This window comes from Kribbella sp. NPDC049174 (assembly GCF_043197365.1).
In the GTDB taxonomy this organism is placed as follows: Bacteria; Actinomycetota; Actinomycetes; order Propionibacteriales; family Kribbellaceae; genus Kribbella.
This window is the reverse complement of the sequence record NZ_JBICSZ010000005.1, coordinates 222,809-242,419: the sequence shown is the minus strand read 5'-3', so window position 1 is coordinate 242,419 and position 19,611 is coordinate 222,809. Positions and strand designations below refer to the sequence as shown.

At 69.3% G+C, this 19,611-nt stretch carries 22 protein-coding genes and 1 pseudogene; 15 read left to right on the top strand and 8 right to left on the bottom strand.

Going from position 1 to position 19,611, the window contains the following annotated elements; genetic code table 11:
• Nucleotides 1-61: 61 nt before the first annotated feature.
• From ACGFIF_RS26185 to ACGFIF_RS26145, 9 genes are all read left to right on the top strand, one after another.
• Nucleotides 62-1,015: a LuxR C-terminal-related transcriptional regulator gene (locus ACGFIF_RS26185; RefSeq protein WP_393158010.1), complete on the top strand. Its 954-nt coding sequence runs from the start codon at nucleotides 62-64 to the stop codon at nucleotides 1,013-1,015.
• On the top strand, nucleotides 1,008-1,835 hold the full coding sequence (locus tag ACGFIF_RS26180) for a hypothetical protein (protein ID WP_393158009.1): 828 nt from the start codon (nucleotides 1,008-1,010) through the stop codon (nucleotides 1,833-1,835). Before ACGFIF_RS26185 ends, ACGFIF_RS26180 begins: the two co-directional genes overlap by 8 nt.
• Nucleotides 1,832-2,368 (top strand): hypothetical protein, encoded by a 537-nt coding sequence (locus tag ACGFIF_RS26175; protein WP_393158008.1) that lies wholly within the window; start codon nucleotides 1,832-1,834, stop codon nucleotides 2,366-2,368. Before ACGFIF_RS26180 ends, ACGFIF_RS26175 begins: the two co-directional genes overlap by 4 nt.
• 110 nt (nucleotides 2,369-2,478) lie before the next feature.
• Nucleotides 2,479-3,741: a magnesium transporter MgtE N-terminal domain-containing protein gene (locus ACGFIF_RS26170; protein ID WP_393158007.1), complete on the top strand. Its 1,263-nt coding sequence runs from the start codon at nucleotides 2,479-2,481 to the stop codon at nucleotides 3,739-3,741.
• Nucleotides 3,731-4,291, top strand: coding sequence for a DUF1003 domain-containing protein (locus ACGFIF_RS26165; RefSeq protein ID WP_393158006.1), 561 nt, complete (start codon nucleotides 3,731-3,733; stop codon nucleotides 4,289-4,291). Before ACGFIF_RS26170 ends, ACGFIF_RS26165 begins: the two co-directional genes overlap by 11 nt.
• A 53-nt stretch (nucleotides 4,292-4,344) precedes the next feature.
• Entirely contained in the window at nucleotides 4,345-5,244 is a 900-nt protein-coding gene (htpX, locus tag ACGFIF_RS26160; protein ID WP_393158005.1) for a zinc metalloprotease HtpX, read from the top strand.
• A 3-nt stretch (nucleotides 5,245-5,247) separates the two neighbouring features.
• Entirely contained in the window at nucleotides 5,248-5,811 is a 564-nt protein-coding gene (locus tag ACGFIF_RS26155; protein ID WP_393158004.1) for a hypothetical protein, read from the top strand.
• A gap of 77 nt (nucleotides 5,812-5,888) precedes the next feature.
• Complete coding sequence (locus ACGFIF_RS26150) at nucleotides 5,889-7,034, top strand: Mrp/NBP35 family ATP-binding protein (protein ID WP_393158002.1); 1,146 nt, start codon at nucleotides 5,889-5,891, stop codon at nucleotides 7,032-7,034.
• Nucleotides 7,035-7,075: 41 nt separating this feature from the next.
• On the top strand, nucleotides 7,076-8,221 hold the full coding sequence (locus ACGFIF_RS26145; RefSeq protein ID WP_393158001.1) for a GNAT family N-acetyltransferase: 1,146 nt from the start codon (nucleotides 7,076-7,078) through the stop codon (nucleotides 8,219-8,221).
• Between the two features lie 296 nt (nucleotides 8,222-8,517).
• Here the strand turns inward: ACGFIF_RS26145 and ACGFIF_RS26140 are convergent, their stop codons facing one another.
• The 7 genes from ACGFIF_RS26140 to ACGFIF_RS26110 form a co-directional block, all read right to left on the bottom strand.
• Nucleotides 8,518-8,862 (bottom strand): sec-independent translocase, encoded by a 345-nt coding sequence (locus tag ACGFIF_RS26140; RefSeq protein WP_393158000.1) that lies wholly within the window; start codon nucleotides 8,860-8,862, stop codon nucleotides 8,518-8,520.
• Nucleotides 8,863-8,992: 130 nt separating this feature from the next.
• Nucleotides 8,993-10,288 carry a S1C family serine protease gene (locus ACGFIF_RS26135; protein WP_393157998.1) on the bottom strand — a complete coding sequence of 432 codons (1,296 nt, stop codon included), beginning with the start codon at nucleotides 10,286-10,288 and terminating at the stop codon, nucleotides 8,993-8,995.
• A 384-nt stretch (nucleotides 10,289-10,672) separates the two neighbouring features.
• On the bottom strand, nucleotides 10,673-11,731 hold the full coding sequence (locus ACGFIF_RS26130; protein WP_393157997.1) for a sigma-E factor regulatory protein RseB domain-containing protein: 1,059 nt from the start codon (nucleotides 11,729-11,731) through the stop codon (nucleotides 10,673-10,675).
• Nucleotides 11,732-11,734: 3 nt separating this feature from the next.
• On the bottom strand, nucleotides 11,735-12,346 hold the full coding sequence (locus tag ACGFIF_RS26125; protein WP_393157995.1) for an anti-sigma factor family protein: 612 nt from the start codon (nucleotides 12,344-12,346) through the stop codon (nucleotides 11,735-11,737).
• Nucleotides 12,343-13,011 (bottom strand): RNA polymerase sigma factor SigE, encoded by a 669-nt coding sequence (gene sigE, locus ACGFIF_RS26120; RefSeq protein ID WP_393157994.1) that lies wholly within the window; start codon nucleotides 13,009-13,011, stop codon nucleotides 12,343-12,345. The genes ACGFIF_RS26125 and sigE overlap by 4 nt, the downstream gene beginning before the upstream one ends.
• 152 nt (nucleotides 13,012-13,163) lie before the next feature.
• Nucleotides 13,164-13,385 carry a biotin/lipoyl-binding carrier protein gene (locus tag ACGFIF_RS26115; protein ID WP_132208130.1) on the bottom strand — a complete coding sequence of 74 codons (222 nt, stop codon included), beginning with the start codon at nucleotides 13,383-13,385 and terminating at the stop codon, nucleotides 13,164-13,166.
• Nucleotides 13,386-13,423: 38 nt separating this feature from the next.
• Nucleotides 13,424-13,969, bottom strand: a complete 546-nt coding sequence (locus ACGFIF_RS26110) for a CGNR zinc finger domain-containing protein (RefSeq protein ID WP_393157992.1) — start codon at nucleotides 13,967-13,969, stop codon at nucleotides 13,424-13,426.
• A 117-nt stretch (nucleotides 13,970-14,086) separates the two neighbouring features.
• Between ACGFIF_RS26110 and ACGFIF_RS26105 the strand changes: the two are divergent.
• The 3 genes and pseudogenes from ACGFIF_RS26105 to ACGFIF_RS26095 form a co-directional block, all read left to right on the top strand.
• Nucleotides 14,087-14,383, top strand: a pseudogene (locus tag ACGFIF_RS26105) (MFS transporter); the annotation flags it as partial.
• Between the two features lie 112 nt (nucleotides 14,384-14,495).
• Nucleotides 14,496-15,209 carry an MFS transporter gene (locus tag ACGFIF_RS26100; RefSeq protein WP_393157990.1) on the top strand — a complete coding sequence of 238 codons (714 nt, stop codon included), beginning with the start codon at nucleotides 14,496-14,498 and terminating at the stop codon, nucleotides 15,207-15,209.
• On the top strand, nucleotides 15,202-15,789 hold the full coding sequence (locus ACGFIF_RS26095) for a GNAT family N-acetyltransferase (protein WP_393157989.1): 588 nt from the start codon (nucleotides 15,202-15,204) through the stop codon (nucleotides 15,787-15,789). The genes ACGFIF_RS26100 and ACGFIF_RS26095 overlap by 8 nt, the downstream gene beginning before the upstream one ends.
• On the opposite strand, the gene ACGFIF_RS26090 is transcribed toward ACGFIF_RS26095, so the two are convergent.
• On the bottom strand, nucleotides 15,776-16,639 hold the full coding sequence (locus tag ACGFIF_RS26090; RefSeq protein ID WP_393157987.1) for an SIS domain-containing protein: 864 nt from the start codon (nucleotides 16,637-16,639) through the stop codon (nucleotides 15,776-15,778). The genes ACGFIF_RS26095 and ACGFIF_RS26090 overlap by 14 nt on opposite strands.
• A gap of 119 nt (nucleotides 16,640-16,758) precedes the next feature.
• On the opposite strand from ACGFIF_RS26090, the gene ACGFIF_RS26085 reads away from it, so the two are divergent.
• The 3 genes from ACGFIF_RS26085 to ACGFIF_RS26075 all read left to right on the top strand — a co-directional run bounded on the left by ACGFIF_RS26085 (nucleotide 16,759) and on the right by ACGFIF_RS26075 (nucleotide 19,598).
• Nucleotides 16,759-17,541 carry a DeoR/GlpR family DNA-binding transcription regulator gene (locus tag ACGFIF_RS26085; RefSeq protein WP_112244167.1) on the top strand — a complete coding sequence of 261 codons (783 nt, stop codon included), beginning with the start codon at nucleotides 16,759-16,761 and terminating at the stop codon, nucleotides 17,539-17,541.
• A 181-nt stretch (nucleotides 17,542-17,722) separates the two neighbouring features.
• Nucleotides 17,723-18,412, top strand: a complete 690-nt coding sequence (locus ACGFIF_RS26080) for an O-methyltransferase (RefSeq protein WP_393157986.1) — start codon at nucleotides 17,723-17,725, stop codon at nucleotides 18,410-18,412.
• A gap of 127 nt (nucleotides 18,413-18,539) precedes the next feature.
• Nucleotides 18,540-19,598 (top strand): Fic family protein, encoded by a 1,059-nt coding sequence (locus ACGFIF_RS26075; protein ID WP_393157985.1) that lies wholly within the window; start codon nucleotides 18,540-18,542, stop codon nucleotides 19,596-19,598.
• Nucleotides 19,599-19,611: the final 13 nt, after the last annotated feature.

The following is a 19,611-nucleotide window of genomic DNA, read 5'->3' as shown; positions in this document are numbered from 1 at the left end:
GTCCGGAAGCCGTCCGGCCGGGCAGTTCACGCCAATGGCGTGAACCGGCGATGATCTACCCGTGCTCGAGCCGCTCGGTCTGACTCGCGAGGAACAGGACCTCTACGAGTCGCTCGTGTCCCGCCGCCCGGTCGCCGCTGCCGATCTGAGTGACCGGACCAGTGCGCTGGCCCGGCTGGTGGAGCTCAACCTGGTGACGCTGGTGGACACCGACCCACCCAGGTACGTCGTACTGCCGCCGGACACCGCGCTGGACGTGCTGGCGCGTCGCCGCGAGCGGGAGCTCGCCGACGCCCGCCGCAAGATGGTGGAGCTGACTGTGCGGTTCCACGGCAGTACGGCGCGCCGTGAGCCTGCCGACCTGATGGAGGTGCTGCACGGCGAGCAGGAGATCGCCCAGGGCATGACCAGGTTGTTGCTCAGCGCCCGTAACGAGGTCTGCGGCTGGGACGCCCCGCCGTACCGGGACGACCCCAATCAGGTGAATCAGCTCGAGCTGGACCAGCTCAAACGGGGTGTCACCTTCCGCGTGGTGTACGACCGTCGTGGCTCGGTGGACCGGCCCGGACGGCTCGCCGCACTCATCCAGGGCATCGCCGACGGCGAGCAGGCGCGGGTGGGCGACGTACCACTCAAGTTGACCGTCAGCGACGCACCGATGGCCTTCGTGCCCTTCGACGTCCGAGCGAAGAAGCACCAGACCGCGTTGCTGATCCACGACCCGGCCATGGTGGCCGGACTGGCCGCACTGTTCGAGCTGTACTGGGACAGGGCCGTCCCACTAGCCACGTACGACGGTCAGCCCGCAGTCGACCGGCCGACGCCCGAGGAACGGGACCTGCTGGCTCTGCTGATGTCCGGATTCACCGACCTCGAGATGGCGGCTCACCTCGGCTGCAGCGAGCGGACCGTCCGCAAACACATCGACGGCATGCGGCATCGCCTAGCCGCCGACACCCGCTTCCAGGCCGGCTATCAGGCCGTACTCCGTGGCTGGTTGGAGCATCGTGGGTGACCTGATCGCACTCGGCCTCAGCCCAGCAGAGGAGGCGACGTACTGCGCCCTGGTCGGCAGCCCTGCGGCTCCAGCAGGGCAGGACGACGTGCTGGCGAGCCTGCTCGCGAAGGGCCTGATCAGCAAGGTCGACGGCTTGTACGTCGCCGTCGCCCCGGACATCGCCCTGGAAGTTCTGCTGCTCGACCAGGAACGGCTCCTGCGGGACGCACGCACGCGCATCGACCAACTGTCCGAGAGCTACCGCAATCACACCGGTGCGCCCACCGCAACCTTGCTGGAGCTCGTCAGCGGGACTGCCGCTGTCCAACAGCGGATCGTGCAGGTACAGCAGGCCGCACGGACAGAGCTGCGTCGACTCGTGAAGGCACCGTACGGCGCTCCCCCGCCACACCGTGCCGACTGCCGGACCGTGTACGAGAGCGCAGTACTCGATGCTTCCGGCAACGAGGCTGCGCGCATGCTCCCGTCGGTGCCGATCCACCTCTATCTGGCGGACGACCGGCTGGCGCTCGTCCTGCTGGCTCCGGGCTCGGCGGTGATCCTGCAGCCGTGTGGCCTGTTCGACGCCTATGCCGAGCTGTTCGAGCGACTGTGGGAACGCGCTCTGCCGGTCGAGTCGACCGACTACGAGACTCTGGTCGCGCTACTGCTCGCAGGGCTGACCGACCAGGCCATCGCCCGTCAGCTCGGGGTGAGCGCTCGTACGGCCCAACGCAAGATCGCCGCACTGATGCAGGAGCTCGGGGCACGGACCCGCTTCCAGGCAGGCGCGCAAGCCGCTATCCGTGAGCTCGGTGTGACAGTCTTGGACCCGTGACCATCAATGACCCCGCGGACGCTGCTGCCGAGATCGCCGGTGTCATGAAGAAGGCCGGCCTGGTCTGGCTGTCGTGGAACGGTGGCCGCCCGGCTCCGGCCTGGTTCGCCACGGTCGACGGGCAGTACGTCGTACTGGCGGATGCAGCCGATGGTGCGGAGCAGCCATTGCCCGGACTGGCCACGGCAGGTGCCGCGGAAGTCGTCGTACCAGCCAAGCCGGCCACCAACAGGCTGGCGAGCTGGAAGGCGACCGTACGACGGCTGGAGCCCGGGAGCGAGGAGTGGACCGCTGCCGCCCTGGTGCTGCGAACAGAGCGGCTGAACGCGGCCGAGCTGGACAAGCAACTCGAGCGATGGAAGACCGAGGCCGACCTGCTCGTGCTCGAGCCGACTGGGGAGATCACCGAGGCTGCCGGGCGGTACGACGACCAGCCGCGGGCCGAGTCGCCGATCGGGACCGCCGCAACCACCCGAGGTAAGCCTCCAGTCACCCTGCACCGCCGCATCCGCCGCCGCCCGCGCCTGAGCTGAGACGCCGTGTCGGGGGGTTAGCCTTCGAACATGAACGAGCGGAGCGAGTTCATCATCAGGCACAGTGCGGACATCCGCTCATCCGCGCCCGGAGCGAAGCGAGGACGGGGATGAGTGGATCACCGTCGCGCGTCTATGTGGCCCGGCTGGCTGGTCTCCCCGTGTACGACCCGAACGGGGACCAGGTCGGCAAGGTCCGCGACGTCGTGGTGATGTTGCGGCAGGGCACCCAGCCGCCCCGGGTGCTCGGACTGGTGATCGAGGTGTTCACCCGGCGGCGCATCTTCCTGCCGATGACCCGGGTGACGTCTGTCGACGCCGGGCACGTGATCACCACCGGTCTGGTCAACATGCGCCGGTTCGAGCAGCGGCCGACCGAGGTGCTGGTGCTCGGCGAACTGCTGGACCGCACTGTCACCATCAGCGAGACCGGTACGACCGCGGTGGTCTTCGACATGGCCATGGAGCAGTGGCGGACGCGCGACTGGGTGATGTCGAAGGTGGCGGTCCGCGAGGGCTCCAAGCGGTTCCGGCGGCGCGGGCAGTCGCATGTGCTCGACTGGACCGACGTGAGCGGATTCGCCCAGATCGAAGAGGGTCAGGGCGCGACCCACATCCTGGCCGCGTTCGACTCGATGAAGGCTGCCGACCTGGCCGGCGTACTGCACGACCTGTCTCCCAAGCGACGTAAGGAGATCGCCGCGGCACTGAACGACGAGCGGCTGGCCGACGTACTGGAGGAGCTGCCCGAGGACGACCAGGTGGAGATCCTGGCCGGTCTGGACACCGAGCGGGCCGCGGACGTGCTCGAGGAGATGTCCCCGGACGACGCGGCCGACCTGATCGCCGAGCTGCCGACCGAGACCGCCGAGCGGCTGCTGACGCTGATGGAGCCTGATGAGGCGGAGGATGTACGGCGTCTGCTCACCTACGAGGAGCGCACTGCCGGTGGCCTGATGACGTCGGAGCCGGTGATCCTGCCGGCCGACGCGACTGTGGCGGACGCGCTGGCGCATGTGCGGAACGCCGAGCTGAGTCCGGCGCTGGCCGCGATGATCTACGTCTGCCGGCCACCGCTAGAGACCCCCACTGGGCGGTTCATCGGTGTCGGCCACATCCAGCGGCTGCTGCGCGAACCGCCGTCCGAGCTGGTGTCCGCCGTACTGGACACAGACCTGGACGGGCTGCGGCCGGACGACAGTCTGCACGCGGTCAGCAAGTACTTGGCCACCTACAACCTGGTGGCCGCACCGGTGCTCGATGACGAGGGCCGGCTGCTCGGAGCGGTGACCGTGGACGACGTCCTCGACCACCTGCTCCCCGACGACTGGCGCGAATCCGAGCCGCAGGAGGTGGACCGCCATGCCCCGTGACGACCGCAGCACCGACGACCGCCGATCGCGGAGCAGCTCGGACGACCGCCGCATGCTCCGCAACACCAACCGCCTGGACATCCCGCGCGAGCTGCGGCGCACGATCACTCTGCGGAGCGCGTACGACGCCGACGCGTTCGGGCGGTTGTCGGAGCGGATCGCCCGCTTCCTCGGCACCGGGCGGTTCCTGGTCTACATGACCGCGACCATCCTGTTCTGGGTCGTCTGGAACATCTTCGCCCCGTCCCAGCTGCGTTTCGACGAGTACCCGTTCATCTTCCTGACGCTGGCGTTGAGCCTCCAGGCGTCGTACGCCGCGCCCCTCATCCTGCTGGCGCAGAACCGGCAGGAGTCGCGCGACCGGGTCCAGTACGAACGCGACCGCGACGTCGACGCCCGGACCCGGGCCGACATGGAGTTCCTGGCCCGCGAGATGGCGTCGCTGCGGATGGCCGTCGGCGAGGTCGCCACCCGCGACTTCCTCCGCTCCGAACTGCGCTCGCTGCTGGCCGACCTGGAGGTCAAGAGCCGCGAGGACGACCGCGTCTGAGGCCTTTGGGGTCGAGCTAGCCTGGCTCACAGGCGGTGAGGAAGGACGTGGGAATGAAGACTCGATTCGCGCCGGATCGCGGGCTGTCCCGCCGGATGCTGGTCACCAGTTTCCTGCTCGGCCTGCTGTACGTCGGTTTCGTCGCGCTGCTGATCGCACTGACGAGGAGCGCCGTACTGGCCATCGTGATCGCGGGCGGGGCGCTGTTCGTGCAGTACTGGTTCTCCGACCGGATCGCGCTGTACGCGATGCGCGGCCGGATCGTCAGCCCGGAGGAGGCCCCGCAACTGCACGGCGCGATCGACCGCCTCTGCGCACTGGCCGACATGCCGAAGCCGCGGGTCGCGATCGCCGACGTCGACCTGCCGAACGCGTTCGCCACCGGGCGCAACCCGAAGAACGCGGTCGTCTGCGTGACCACCGGGGTGATGCGCCGGCTCGACGCCGACGAGCTGGAGGCTGTGCTGTCCCACGAGCTCTCCCACGTCGCCCACCGGGACGTCGCAGTGATGACGATCGCGTCGTTCCTCGGCGTACTCGCCGGCCTCATCACTCGCTTCGGTCTGTACGGCGGACTGGGTCGTAACCGCGACCAGAACGCGGCTGTGGTCGTGCTGACCGTCATCCTGGTGTCGATCGCCGTCTACGCGATCTCGTTCCTGCTGACCCGGACGTTGTCGCGGTACCGCGAGCTCGCCGCGGACCGGGCCGGCGCGATACTCACCGGCCGGCCATCGGCGCTGGCCTCGGCGCTGACCAAGATCAGCGGGGACATCGCCCGGATCCCGTCGCGCGACCTGCGGCAGGCGGAGGCGTTCAACGCGTTCTTCTTCGCGCCGGCGATCTCGGGCAAGGGGGCGAGCCTGTCCTCGCTGTTCTCCACCCACCCACCGCTCGAGACGCGACTCGACCGGCTCGGCGTGCTTGCTCGCGAGTTGGGGGAGCAGGCTTAGCCCATGGGCCTTCTCGACATCCTGCTCGGCCGGAGCAAAGCCGTCCCGCCGAACCTCGACCAGCTCTTCTCGCTGCCCTCGGCCGCGATCACTGTGGAGACCGCGGCCGGTTACCGGCCGACCGGCAGTGGTTCGGTCTGCTTCAAGGCTGCGGAGGGCGGCGGATTCTCGACGCTGCGGGAGGAGGTCGACAAACTGCTCGCCCTCGACAACGGCAAGTTCACCAGCCACACCGACGCGTACGGCTTCACCTGGCTCGTCCGGCAGACCTCCCCCGACAACATCGAAGGGCTCGTCACCGACCTGCACGCGGTCAACACCTCGCTCGTCGACGCCGGGTTCGGCTCAGCGCTGCTGTGCACGCTGGTCGCGTTCACCAACGGCACGAAGTCGCTCGGGCTCGTCTACCTCTACAAACGCGGCTCCTGGTACCCGTTCGTCCCGGTCGGGGCGGACCGTCGCGACAACGCCACCGAGCTCCAGATCAAGTCGATCATCGGCACCGATCTGCGCTTCGAGGCGGACCTGAGCCGCTGGTTCCCGGTGTACGGCGCTCCGGGGCTCTGAGGTAAGGGTTGCCTTGCCGGACCTACGTCACATGGACCGTGGTCGGTGCGGTTCGGCGGAGCACGTAGCCTAGGCGTATGGCTCCTACCGCTGATCAGGTAACCACGGCGCTCGGTGGTGTGCTGGATCCGGAGATCAAGAAGCCGATCACCGAGCTCGGCATGGTCGAGTCCGTCGTCGTCCGTGACGACGGGGTGGTCGTCGTACGGATCCTGCTGACCGTCTCCGGCTGTCCGATGAAGGACACGCTGCGGCGTGACACCACCGCCGCGGTCAGCAAACTCGACGGCGTCACCGGGGTCGAGATCGACCTCGGGGTGATGTCGGCCGAGCAGCGGGCCGCCCTGCAGACGCAGTTGCGCGGCGGGGTGGCGGAGAAGGAGATCCCGTTCTCCCGGCCGGACTCGCTGACCAAGGTGTTCGCGATCGCGTCCGGTAAGGGCGGTGTCGGCAAGTCGTCGGTGACCGTCAACCTCGCGGTCGCGATGGCCCGGCAGGGGCTGTCGGTCGGCGTCCTGGACGCGGACATCTACGGGCACTCGGTACCGGCCATGTTCGGGGTCGCGGACGAGCGGCCGACCGCGGTGGACGACATGATCATGCCGGTGCCGGCGCACGGCGTGAAGGTGATCTCGATCGGCATGCTGAAGCCGAAGCGCGACCAGGTGGTCGCCTGGCGCGGCCCGATCCTGGACCGCGCGCTCGTGCAGATGCTGGCCGACGTGTACTGGGGCGACCTCGACGTACTGCTCCTCGACCTGCCGCCCGGCACCGGTGACATCGCGATCTCGGTCGGCCAGCGGCTGACCAGCGCCGAGGTGATCGTGGTGACGACCCCGCAGGAGGCCGCCGCGGAGGTGGCCGAGCGGGCCGGGGTGATGGCGCAGATGGTGCACCAGCGGGTCGCCGGCGTGGTCGAGAACATGTCCTTCCTGCCCTGCCCGCACTGCGGTCCGGAGCACCGGATCGAGATCTTCGGCACCGGCGGTGGAGTGCGGGTGGCGGAGACGCTGTCGGCGCGGCTCGGGTACAACATTCCGCTGCTGGGCGAGATCCCGCTGGACGAGCGGCTGCGCAGCGGCGGCGACCTGGGCCAGCCGCTGGTGGCGGCCGACCCGGAGACTCCGGCGGCGCAGGTCCTCGACGGGATCGCGGCCAAACTCGGCGGACGCCCGCGCGGCCTCCTCGGTCGCCAGCTCGGCCTCTCCCCCGTCGGCCGGTAAAACTGCTGACGGTTGCCGGTGCCTGGTGTTGACTTGGCCGGGTGCCGATCCCTGCTGAGCATCCGGTTCTGACCGACGGTGTGGTGACGCTGCGCGCGCCGCGGCCTGACGACGTCCAGGGGCAAGTCGAACGTCACCTGGAGGACCCGCAGCGGGGCTTCGGCGAGGACGACGCGCGCCGGTGGATCGGCTACGGGATCACCGAGGCCTGGAAGACCGGCGAGCGGCTCGTGTTCGTGATCGAGTATCAGGGCCGGTACGCCGGGACTGCCGCACTCAAGCCTGATTCCGACGGCAACGCGCGGCTGCACTACGGCTTGTCGTCATGGGCCCGCGGAGCCGGTGTGATGAGCCGGGCGGTGCGGCTGCTGCTGGAGTTCGGGTTCACCACGTGCGGGTTTCACGTCGTCCACTGGTGGGCGCGGGTCGGGAACTGGCCGTCCCGGCGGGTGGCGTGGGCCACCGGGTTCCGGCTGGGCGAGATGATTCCTGCGCTGGCCGAGGAAGGCGGTCGCCGGGTCGACGCGTGGACGGGCTGGATCGGGCCGACGGATCCGCGGAAGCCGCGCAGGCCGTGGTTCGAGACTCCGGTGCTGGAGTCCCCGCGGCTGCGGCTCCGTGCCTGGCGCGAGGACGAGATCGAGCGCATCGCCGTCGCCCGTACGAACCGGGCGACGGCGCACTTCCTCCCGTTCATCCCGCAGCCGTTCACCGCCGAGGACGCCCGCTTCTGGCTCAAGGACCTGGCCGAGCAGGCAGCCGCCGGCCGCCGCTTCAACTGGTGCCTGGCGGACGCCGAGACCGACCTGGGTCTCGGCAACATCACCCTGTTCAACATCTACCGCGACGCGGTGCGCGACGCCGAACTCGGCTACTGGGCCCACCCCGACGCCCAAGGCCGCGGCGTGATGACCGAGGCCATCGAGCGCGTGGCGCGCTGGTACTTCGCCCCCGAGACCGAGGGCGGCCTGGCCGGCCGCAAACTCCTGATCCGCACCGCCGCCACCAACACCGCCGCCCGCCGCGTCGCGGAGAAAACCGGCTTCCACCACGCCGGCACCGAACGCGCCGCCTTCCGCCTCGACACCCACCTGGACGACAAAGTCACCTACGAGCGCTTGTCCAGTGACCCGCTCCCGAGCCGACCAGCCAAGGAAGGCGCCCACCAGAACGACCAGCCCGCCTGATGCGGTCGACCGACCCGACATCACTCGGCATCGCCCGTCGGCAACTCGCGCCCCGGCCGGACCTCTCGACCAGTCGCTCCGCCAGCCATAGCGCGCCTTCGCTGAACTCATTCAGCAACCGGGACGAGAGCACCGTCGGCTGACCCCGTGCCCGGCAGTGGAACGCCGACGCGGCCGGTGGCAGGCGGCCCGACCGCCCGCTCCGCCAGCAAACTCTCAGAACGACTCACGTGGCGAGCCGTCACCCGCCGCGGCTCCCCCAGACCCAACGTCGGGCTGGCATGCAGAGGAGCGGCTCAGGTGGATTCTGGGTCGAAGGGGGGTCGTTGGCCGGCGGGGAGGCGTTGGGGGGTGTCGGAGAAGTCGGGGGTGGAGTGGGGCTTGTCGTCGTAGTCGTCGTCGCTGCCCTCGAGGAGGTGCTTGCGGACGAAGTTGCGCGGGTTCAGGTCCTGGATGTCCAGGTCGGCGAACTCCGGGCCCAGCTCGTTGCGCAGATCGTTCTGCGCGTTGCTGACCATCTGACGGACCTGGCGTAGCAGCCGGCCCGCCGTACGGGCGAACTCCGGCAGCCGATCCGGGCCGAAGACGAGCACGGCGACGATCGCGATCACCACCAGCTCGAGTGGCCCGATGCCGAACATGTCCCCACCTCTCTGTACGTCGTTCCAGCCGACGTCTGCGACGGCGACCAGCGTAGCCGGAACATGGTGACACCGCCTGCCGGGTCAGCCGATTCCGGACAGCTCCCGGCGTCCCGTCGTACCCGCAATGTCAGCCGGTCCGCTGGCCGAGGGTGACGGTGGCCTGGCGGGCCTTGCCGCCGCGCTCGTACACGAGCCGCACACTCTCACCCGGCTGGTGCGTGCGGATCGCCACGATCAGCGCCTCGGCGCTGGTGACCGGCTGGGCATCGATCGACGTGATCACGTCACCGACGCGCAACCCCGCGCGCAGCGCCGGGGAAGCCGGGGTGACCGTGCTGACCCGGGCGCCGCCCTCGAACTGCATGTCGACCTCGGCGCCGATCACCGGGTACGTCGCCGTCCCGGTGGCGATGAGTTGTTGCGCGGTCCGCCGAGCCTGGTCGATCGGGATCGCGAACCCGAGCCCGATGTTCCCGCTCTGCTCGGACGACCCGCGCACGGTGGCGATCGCGGAGTTCACCCCGATCACCCGCGCGTTCATGTCGACCAGCGGGCCACCGGAGTTGCCCGGGTTGATCGCGGCGTCGGTCTGCAGCGCGCTGATGAACGAGTCCTGGCCGGGCTCGTCGCCGCTGGTGGTGACCGGGCGGTTCTTGGCCGAGATGATGCCCGACGTGACCGTGCCGGCCAGGCCGAGCGGCGAACCGATCGCGACCACGTCCTGGCCGACGATCGCCAGGCCGGAGCGGCCGAACTGCACCGACGGCGCGTCCAGGCCGACCACCTGGACGACGGCCAGGTCGTACACCGGCGAGCGGCCGACCAGCCTTGCGGTCCAGGACTTGCCCTTGTCGTTGATGATCTGGATCGCCCCGCCCTTGGCCGCGGCCGCGACGACGTGGTTGTTGGTCAGGATGTGGCCGGCGTTGTCGATGACGAAACCGGAGCCGGTCGCGTTCGTGTTGTCGGCACCCTCGACCTTCAACTGGACGACGCTCGGCAACAGGGTCGCGGCGACCGCGGAGACCGAACCGCTACGGATCTTCGGGTCAGCGCCGGTGCCGACCGGCGGTGCGGGCTGCTCGGCGACCGGGCGGTTGTCGTCCAGCGCGACGACGGTCACGGCCGCACCCGCGCCGGCCAGCAGGCCGATGATGAGGGCGACCACAGCGGCAATGCCGATGACCCGGTTGCCCTTCGGCGGCGGAGCCGGCGTGTACGCGCGGGCCTGCTGCTGATGCCAGTCGAGCGGTGGGGGCGGCGTGTAGGTGGGCTGGTACGCCGGGCGCTGGGTCGGCCAGGCCTGGCCCGGGTACACGGGCCGGAACGTCGGCTCCTGCGCCTGCGGACGGCCGAAACTGCGCTGCGTGACGGAGCGACCGCCGTTCTGCCGGTACGCCTGGTCACTGCCTGGCGTCGGCAACGGAGCCGCGCCCGCTGCCGGTGAAGGTGGCAGCAGAGCCGACAGAGGCGAGTCGTCGCCGGGAGCTGAAGGAGAAGAGCCGGAGGCGGAGGACGAAGGGTCGGAGGCGGCTGAGGGCGAGGCGGAGGAAGGCGCAGGGCTAGCGCCAAGAGGGTCCGAGGAGGGCGAGGCGGAGGACGGCGCGGGGGCGGCGCCAAGCGGGTCCGGGGAGGGCGAGACGGGCGGGCCGGAGGGCTCGGCCGGCAGGACACGGGTCGGTTCCGTGCTCGGCGTGGGTACTGTCGGCTCGGCGTCGTCGCTGGTCACGGTGCCCGCCTCACGTCGTCGTCGTGGTCATCGGTCGGCGGCCGCTGCCCGGGTCGCGGTAGGGACTGCCAGATTCGATTATCCCAGCTTCCCCGAAAGCGCACCCATCGGAGTGAGCCACGTAGCGATTTTCGCCAGCCCGGCACCCACCCGCTGGACCGCGGTGAGCTTGATCGGGACGTCGTGCGGGAACGCCCGGAGCACCTGCCCGAGCATGTCCGGCGGCAGGTCGCCGATCAGCGTGTAGACGATCCCGCCCGAGGACCAGACGACGTACGACGGCATCCCGTAGCGCAGGTAGACGCCGGGGATCTCGGTGGTGCTGAACCCGGCGACCGCAGCCGGATCGAGGGCTCCCCGCTGCTCGAAGAGCGAGACGTTGAACAGCCCGTCGGAGTACGAGAACTGCAGTGACCCGTTCGTGGTGTCCTGATGGACGTCGTACAGCTTCAGCGCCGCGGGCAGCTCCGGCGCGCAGACCCAGCCCTCGGAGCGCAATCCGTCGACCTTGCCGAGGCCCAGCGACTCGACCCCGTTGGGCGCCATCGGCGGCAAGTGTCCGAGGAACTCCGACTCCTCGATCTCCAGCTCGGTGAACACGGTCGCCCGGACCATCGTCTTGCCGTCCACGCTGAACAGCTGCCGCTGCAGCAGCAGTCCGGTCGCCTTGTCGATCCAGAACCGGGCTGCCAGCGTCTGGTCGTCCCGCAACGCCTCCACCAGTACTGCGGCCCGCCCGATGGTGTCCGTGCAGCACTTGTAGACGAGCTGGTACGTCGCCCGCAGCAGAGTCAGCGGACCACCGTCGACTGCGGCACCCGCATTCGTCGCGCGCTGCACGAACGCCTTGGCCCCCGGTGACGACTCGGAGCCGACCACACTGATCTCAGACCCCTGTGAGGCGGCGTGGACGATGTCCAGCATCGCCGAGCTGGCGCCGTGCGGTCCCCACGAGGTGATGATCTGCGTGCCGTGGTACGAGACCGTGTTCGGGGCCGTGGCGGCGCGCGCCAGCCAGCTGATCGCCAGCGGCGAATCCTCGCGCGAGATGGTGGGTGGCGCCGCGACAGCGGGCGCGGGCAGGCCGAAGCCGATCAGTGCGGTGCTGACCAGTACGGCGAGCCGGGAGAGGCTCACGGGTCAGCGTCCTGTCAGGGCCACCGGCTGCAGCGTCGGGCTCAGCCCTGCATACCCAGCCCCGTTGTAGGAGTTCAGCAGCGCCACCGGGTCGGTGAACGGCGCTCCGCTCGTCGTACTGGCGTGGTCGGACGAGAAGCTCGCCACCGGCGGCTGCAGCGTCGGCGGCTGCTCCTGCCGAGACGGGTCCCCGACGACGAAGGCAGTACCCAGCAGCGACGCGACGGCCGCAGCAGAACCAGCAGCCCCCAGCACACCGGTACGGCGCCGACTCCGCGACGTCCGCGGGGCACCTGGTCGAGTGGCCCCCGTGCGAGCTGCCGGGAACGCGGACCGCTGCGGGAAGAGCGAGACGGCCGGCGTCAGCACCGGACGGATCTCCTCGCGCGGCTCCGGCGAGAACGACGAGACACCCATCAGGCGCTGCATCAGGTCGGTGGATGGCTCCGGCGACTCGAGCGCCGCGATGCGGGCCTTGAGCCGGCGCTGAGCGTCCACCTCGGACCGGCAGGTGTCGCAGCCGACCAGGTGACTCAGGACCTTGTCCCGCGAGTCGTGATCGAGCGCACCGTCGACGACGGCGCTGAGCTTGTCCAGGGGGTGTTGAAGCGTCACCGGTGCTCACCTCCGGCACTGAAGGATCCGTCGATAGGCGGGCCGCCGACCCGGGTCTGGCCGGACCGCGGGGCCCGGTGCTCGAGGTGCTTGCGCAGCATCGAGCGGCCCCGGTGGATCCGGCTGCGGACGGTGCCGAGCTTCACGTCCAGGACGTCGGCGATCTCGTCGTACGTCATGCCCTCGATGTCGCAGAGCACCACGGCGGCGCGGAAGTCCTCCGGCAGCGCGTCCAGGGCGTACTGCACGTCGTGGTCGAACAGGTCGGAGTCCAGCTTCTCGGCCGGGCCCACGCCCTTGGCGGGCAGCCGGTCGTGCGCGTCCTCGGGCAGGCCGTCGAAGCGGATCCGCTGCTTGCGCCGGGCGCCGTCCAGGAACAGGTTCGTGGTGATCCGGTAGAGCCAGCCCTCGAAGGTGCCGGGCGTGTACGACGACAGCGAGCGGAAGACCCGGACGAAGACCTCCTGGGTCAGGTCCTCGGCGTCGTGCTTGTTGCCGGTCAGCCGGTACGCGAGCCGGTAGACCCGGGCGGAGTGCGTCCGGACGATCTCGTCCCAGGACGGCAAGGCGTCCGGAACCGGCTGGGGCGCGGGCGCCACGGAGATGTCGGCCGGCTTCACCGCAACGCCTCCCTGGGTCCTCTCGGCAATAAGCGTGAAGGCCATGGTGCCGCGGTCACCGTCCTCTGCGCACGTCGGGAACACCCGGGTTCTACCCTGAGTTGCTCGTACGACGGCTCAACGCGGCTCCCCGACCGGAAGTTCCCGGCCGAAGCCTCCTGAAGACCAGACGCGTTGACACTCATGTTTGTTGCGGCCTACTTCTCCTCGATCACCGCGATGGGGTCGCCGTCACGGACGACCTCACCCTCGACGACCTTCAGCTCGACGATGGTGCCGGCCACCTCGGCCAGCACCGGGATCTCCATCTTCATCGACTCCAGGATGACCAGGGTGTCCTCCGGCCCCACCGTGTCTCCGGCCCTGGCGGTGACCTTCAGCACATTCGCCACCAGCTCTGCCACCACGGTGTGACTCAACTCGCACTCCTCAGCTCCTGGGACGTCCCGCCTCGATCCTAGGCCTCTCGTTCACCACTCCGGCGAGCGCGGTACGACGCCACGCGAGTGCGGCTGGAACACGTCGGCGAGCAGAACCGCCGCGGCCGCCGCTCGGCCGCGTTCACGAAGACGCGCTCACAGTCAACGGCCGCACACGTCCCGATGGCGGCGAACCCGTGACCGGCCGCGAACCCGGCCAGTCCGAGCGCCGTGGTCGCCGCCAGCCACTGACCCCACGTCGCGCCCGGCTTGGCCACATGCAGATGCCACGGCGATCCGTCGTGATCGGACAGATACGGGCGTACGGCGTACTCCTCGATCAACTCGTTGAGCAGCCGGGCCGCCGCGGCCGGCTCGGTGTGGAAGACCGGCCGGATCCGCTCCCGGACGGCCCGCACCTCGGCCAGGTCGTGCTCGTCCAGCGTGATCGGCTCGGACTCGCCGTGCTCGAGCAGGAACGTGCGGACGTCACCGGGCTCGTTCAGTTGCTCGGGGTCGCGGGTCCGGGTGTTGACCAGATCCACCGCGAGCCGCACGAGCCGGTCCGGCGACTGAATCTCCACGACTCCCCTTTCGTAACGTCTTTGATAGCGTAACGCGTAACATCCAGCTTTCCGTTACAGGAGGTCGGCGTGCCCAGTTACTACCTGGCAGCGACCCTCGCCAGACTTGCTGACGAGATGGTCGCGTTCACGCTCGTCCTGCTCGTGCTGGAGCGCACTGACAGTCCCACACTGGCCGGTCTCACCGGAGCCGCCTACGCGCTGCCGGCGGTCGTCACCGGACCACTGCTCGGTACGTGGCTGGACAGGACGACGTACCGCCGAGCCGCGCTCGCACTCAACCAGGCGGTGCTGGCCGTGGTCATGCTCAGCCTGCTGGCGGTGGTCGGGCACAGTGCGTACTGGATTACCCCAGCGCTCGCAGCGGTGGCGGGAGCGACGCTGCCGATGGTGAGCGGTGGCTTCACGAGCATGCTGCCCAGCCTGGTCCCTGCCGAGCGGTTGGCTCGGGCGAACTCGCTGGAGGCGGCCAGTTTTCGGCGCAGCGACCATCACCGGTCCTGCGGCGGCAGCCACGATCGCCGCGGTGGTGTCCGTGGAAGCTGCGGCCCTGGTCATCGTGGTCGCGGCGGGCCTGAGCATCGTCGCCATCACCCGGCTGCCTGCGCTTCCGCCCGCACTGACACAGCACGAGCCCTTCATGGCATCTGTCGTGGGCGGTCTGACTCATCTGGTCCGCACACCGCGGCTCCGAGCCTCCACGGTCACGACCACGATGGTCATGGGCGCGTCCGGCGTACTGCTGATCGCTCTGCCACTGCACATGGCCGCGGTAGGCATGCCCAGGTCGGCAGCCGGCTATCTCTGGACCGCACTGGAGATCGGCAGTGTCGCCACGGCTCTCCTGCTCGGCCGGTTGCAGACCCGCTGGCGACCTGAGTACGTCGTCATCGTTGCCGCAGCCGCCGCCGGCCTCGTCATGACGGCCTGGCCACTCGCCACGAGTTTCGTCGTACTCCTACTCCTCGCGGCCGCCACCGGACTGTTCGAAGGGCCGATGCTGCCGGCCATGTTCGCGGCCCGTCAGCAGTACAGCCCCGAGTCCCTCCAGGGCCGAGTCAGCACCACAGCCGCCAGCCTCCGCATCGGCGCCTCAGCCCTCGCCCAAGCCACCGCCGGCCTCCTGGTCCCCACCCTCGGGACCCACAAGGCCCTACTCATCGTCGCCCTGACCCTGCTAACCGCCGCAGTCCTCGGCCGGCTGGCGGCCCTCTCAACGAAGGTTTCCGTACATGCTTGACGCCTGGGTCCACGGTTGGGCCATCTCCCGCAGTACTGCTGCTCCGGTAAGGATCCGTGGTGGCTATCGCATCGACGTAGGCCTCCCGGGTCACCAGGTCCGCTACGTGCTGCCGTCATACGACTCCGACCTGGTCGACGGGCTGGGGCAGCCCGACACCTGGCTCAAGATCTGCGGCCTCGTCACGCTGAAGGCCCACTGGCAGGCGCAGCCGCCGGAGTACCTGATGACGACTGAACTGACCGTCACACCACTGGCCGTCGCCCCGTCGTACGAGCTGACAAGCGCACAGCGAGGCAGCACCGTCGAGGTCGCGGTGACGGCGGCCGACGGCTCGGTGGCCGCGCGGGGGAAGGCAGCGCTCACCGGAGAGGCCGCCGTGTTCGACCAGATCGAGACATCACCGCAGCACCGGCGGCGGGGGCTCGGTCGCAGCGTCATGGCTGCCCTGTCGGCCACGGCCCAGTACGCCGGCGCTACGACCGGCGTACTGGTGGCGACTGAGGATGGCCGGCGGCTCTACTCCGCGCTGGGCTGGACGCTCGAGTCGCCTGTAACCGCAGCGGTCAGTCGAGGATGACGGAGCGGGAGAGGCTGCGGGGCTGGTCGGGGTTGAGGCCCAGGGCGAGGGACTTGGCGACGGCGACGCGTTGGGCGATCACCAGGGACGCCATCGGGTCGAGGTCGGGGTGGTGGACGATCGTGGCGCCGGTGGCGGTGACGTCGTCGAGCAGGCCGGCCGGCGGCTCACCAAAGATCCAGACGCCGCGGCCGGGCTGGGCGATCGCGATCGGGCCGTGCCGGTAGTCCATCGCCGGGTACGCCTCGGTCCACGCGGACGCGGCCTCACGCTGCTTCAGCCCCGCCTCGTGCGCCAGGCCGACGGTCCACCGGGTGCCGACGTACGTGACCTGCTCCAGCTTGGCCAGCTCGTCCACGTCCACCGTGAGCGCGGTCTCCGCGTCGGCAGCCGCCTGCTGGAGGTCCTCCCCCAGCGAGGCTCGCAGCAGCGCCAGAGTGGTCGTCGCGAAGCGCGTCTGGACGACGGACTGCTCGTCGGCGAAATCCAGCAGGATGGTGTGGTCGGCCAGCTCGGTGATCGGCGAGCCGGGGGTCGCAGTGATCGCCACGGTCGGCAGATCGGTCGCCCGGATCAGGTCCAGCACCTCGGTCGTCGTACCCGACCGGCTGATCACGACCACCACGTCGTACGCGCGGCCGGCCGGGAACTCCGAGCCGGCGAACGCGTCCGTCTCGCCCTGACCGTGGTCCTCACGCAGGGCGGCGTACGCCATCGCCATGAACCAGGACGTGCCGCACCCCACCGCCGCAACCCGTTGACCGGGCTTCGGCAATGCACCACCGTACTGCGCGAAACCGTCCGAGACCTGCCGCCAGAGGTCCGGCTGAGTGGCGATCTCAGTGCTCACAAATGGCGTCTGCGTCATCTTGTCTCCGCGCTTGTCGTGGTCGAAACTGCTCGAACGTGATCGAATGGTGCCAACCAGCACCCACCGGGCTGACTGATTGTGTGAAGGAGGAGCCGCGGGTGAAGCGTTATGAACGCCTCAACACCTTGCTCGAGTCGCTCGCCGAGAAGGGCGCCATCGACGTCGACGAGCTCGCCGAGCAGTTGCACGTGTCCGCGGCGACGATCCGGCGCGACCTGGACCACCTGGGCAAGCAGCAGCTCCTCACCCGGACCCGCGGCGGCGCCGTCGCCAACGCGGTGTCGTACGACCTGCCGCTGCGCTACAAGACTGCGCGTTTCGCGTCGGAGAAGCAGCGGATCGCGCAGGCCGCGGCCACTCTGGTCCGGCGCGGCATGGTGATCGGCATGAACGGCGGCACCACCATCTCCGAGGTGGCGCGCACGCTGGCGACCCGGCCGGAGCTGTCCGCCGAGCACGGCGAGCCGGCCTTCACCCTCGTCACCAACGCGCTGAACATCGCGAACGAGCTGATCGTCCGGCCGCACGTCAAGATGGTCCTCACCGGCGGCGTGGCCCGGCCGCAGTCCTACGAGATGATCGGGCCGCTGTCGCACCGGATCCTGGCCGACCTGTCGCTGGACATCGCGTTCATCGGCGTCGACGGGATCGACGAGACCGGCGCCACCGCCCACCACGAGGGTGAGGCGAACATCAACCAGCTGATCGTCAGCCGGGCCGCGAAGGTCGTCGTGGTCGCCGACTCCTCCAAGCTGGGCCAGCGCGCCTTCGCCCGGATCTGCGAGCTGAGCGAGATCGACACCCTCGTCACCGACGCCCAGGCCGACGAGAGCCAGCTGGCCGTCTTCAAGGAAGCCGGGATCGACGTCATCCGCTCCTGAGTCCGTACGACGTCCGTCTGCCTGACACCGCATTTTCCGCCGTACCTCCTCTCCTGGGACGAGTCTGTCCTGTTGAGGTCGATCATATATGACTCAAGGCGCAGTGTTATGAGCAAGAGTGCGCAGTCTCCGCGCGGGAGACACGGAATGCGGACCTCGTGACGCTAGGCTTCGGTCCAGGATGAGTAGCGCAGCGCCAGAACACTGGGCAGAACACTGGGAGGGCATCATCGCCACCGGCATCGACCCGACGTCCTGGGCGTACGCCGAGGACTACACCGGTGAGGACGAGGTCGTCACCGGTGCACGGGCGAGCGCCGAGGACAGCGGTATCGCTCCGATCGGCCCCGGCACGGCCGCCGCGCTGAGCCTGCTGGCCGCCAGCGTGAGCGCCAAGGCGGTGGTCGAGATCGGCACCGGCACCGGCGTCTCCGGGCTGGCCCTGCTGCGCGGTATGCGCACCGACGGCACCCTGACCACGGTCGACATCGACGCGGAGAACCAGCGGCTGGCCCGCAAGACGTTCCTCGACGCCGGCGTCCCGTCGAACCGGTTCCGCCTGATCGCCGGCGCCGGGCTGGACGTCGTCACCCGGCTCACCGACGGCCACTACGACCTGGTCTTCTGCGACGCCGACCGGCGCGAGAACACGGCGTACCTGCACGAAGCCCTCCGGCTGCTCCGCCCCGGCGGCGTCGTCGCCTTCGCCGGCATTCTCACGGGCGGCCGCGTCGCCGACCCCGCCGTCCGCGACCCCGAGACCAACGCCCTGCGCGACCTCATCCGCGCCGTCCGCGACGACGACGACCTCGTCTCCGCCCTCCTCCCCACCTCCGAAGGCCTCCTCACCGCCGCCAAACGCCTCAGCTGAGGAACACAATGGGCATGGACGGCTACTGAAAGTAGCAGCATTTCCCCTAGAAATACCTAAAGAAACCAACAAACATACTAAGATGGACAGCGGCTAGTACGTTTGTTGGTTTCTTTGGAGGATTCGGGTGCGCTCGTTCGCCGACCTCGACCGCCTGATCGGTCAGGTCCCGTCCGACGTCGTCATGCGACTTCGGTCGATCGATACCGGTCGCGGTAGTGAGGCGCTCTACCGGCATCAACTGCCCGCGCTCCTGACAGAACTCGCCAACCGCGCTCGGATCCAGAGCATCACGGCCTCCTCGGCCATGGAAGGCGTGGTGGTCCCGGATGCCGACCGGGCCGCGCGCGTCATCGACGGCAGTGCCGGCGTACTTCGGAACAGGAGCGAGCAGGAACTGGTCGGCTACCGAAAGGCGCTCGACTACCTGTTCCAAGAGGACTGGCACCCGCTGAACATCGGGCTGCTGCTCCACCTCCATCGGCTGCTCTGGTCGGAGACGGCGTATCCAGGGGGTGAGCTCAAGACGGACGACAATCTCGTCGTCGATCGCTCGCCGGACGGGAGCACGACCGTGAGGTTCGTGCCGGTCCCGGCAGCAAAGACGGCCGAGTGCCTGACTGATCTCATCGCCCGCTACCGGGACGGACAAGTCCAGGGCAGGCACCATCCCGTACTGCTGGTCGGGCTGATGATCCTCGATCTGTTGGTCATCCATCCGTTCGCGGACGGCAACGGACGGGTTGCCCGGGCACTGACCAACGCGTTGCTCATCGACGCCGGCTACGAGGTCTGCCGCTGGGTCTCGCTGGAGCAGCTCATCGCCGACTCCGCCGACGACTACTATGCCGCCCTACTCCGATCGACCGACGACTGGCATGACGATCGGGCTGACCCATGGCCCTGGCTGACCTACTTCGTGGCCGTGTTGGCATCCGCGTATGAGACCTTTGCCCGCCGTGCGGCCGCTGATCGTTCGGGGGGCACCAAGCAGGAACGGGTCCGGGACTACATCCTCAATCATGCCGACGTTGTGTTCCGGCTCGCCCAGGTACGGACTGCCCTCCCCGGCGTGAGCGACCAGACCATCCGTTTGGTGCTGGAACAACTCAAGAACGAAGGCAGCGTGAAGTCCTCAGGGGCGGGCCGGGGCGCTGTCTGGGTCCGGCTGCCCGATAACAGGTGAACCACTCATGTGG

Coding starts and splice junctions, on each gene's coding strand:
- ACGFIF_RS26170 (WP_393158007.1), top strand. CDS start 2,479: ATGAGTGGATCACCGTCGCGCGTCTATGTGGCCCGGCTGGCTGGTCTC.
- ACGFIF_RS26165 (WP_393158006.1), top strand. CDS start 3,731: ATGCCCCGTGACGACCGCAGCACCGACGACCGCCGATCGCGGAGCAGC.
- htpX (WP_393158005.1), top strand. CDS start 4,345: ATGAAGACTCGATTCGCGCCGGATCGCGGGCTGTCCCGCCGGATGCTG.
- ACGFIF_RS26155 (WP_393158004.1), top strand. CDS start 5,248: ATGGGCCTTCTCGACATCCTGCTCGGCCGGAGCAAAGCCGTCCCGCCG.
- ACGFIF_RS26150 (WP_393158002.1), top strand. CDS start 5,889: ATGGCTCCTACCGCTGATCAGGTAACCACGGCGCTCGGTGGTGTGCTG.
- ACGFIF_RS26140 (WP_393158000.1), bottom strand. CDS start 8,862: ATGTTCGGCATCGGGCCACTCGAGCTGGTGGTGATCGCGATCGTCGCC.
- sigE (WP_393157994.1), bottom strand. CDS start 13,011: ATGGCCTTCACGCTTATTGCCGAGAGGACCCAGGGAGGCGTTGCGGTG.
- ACGFIF_RS26095 (WP_393157989.1), top strand. CDS start 15,202: ATGCTTGACGCCTGGGTCCACGGTTGGGCCATCTCCCGCAGTACTGCT.
- ACGFIF_RS26080 (WP_393157986.1), top strand. CDS start 17,723: ATGAGTAGCGCAGCGCCAGAACACTGGGCAGAACACTGGGAGGGCATC.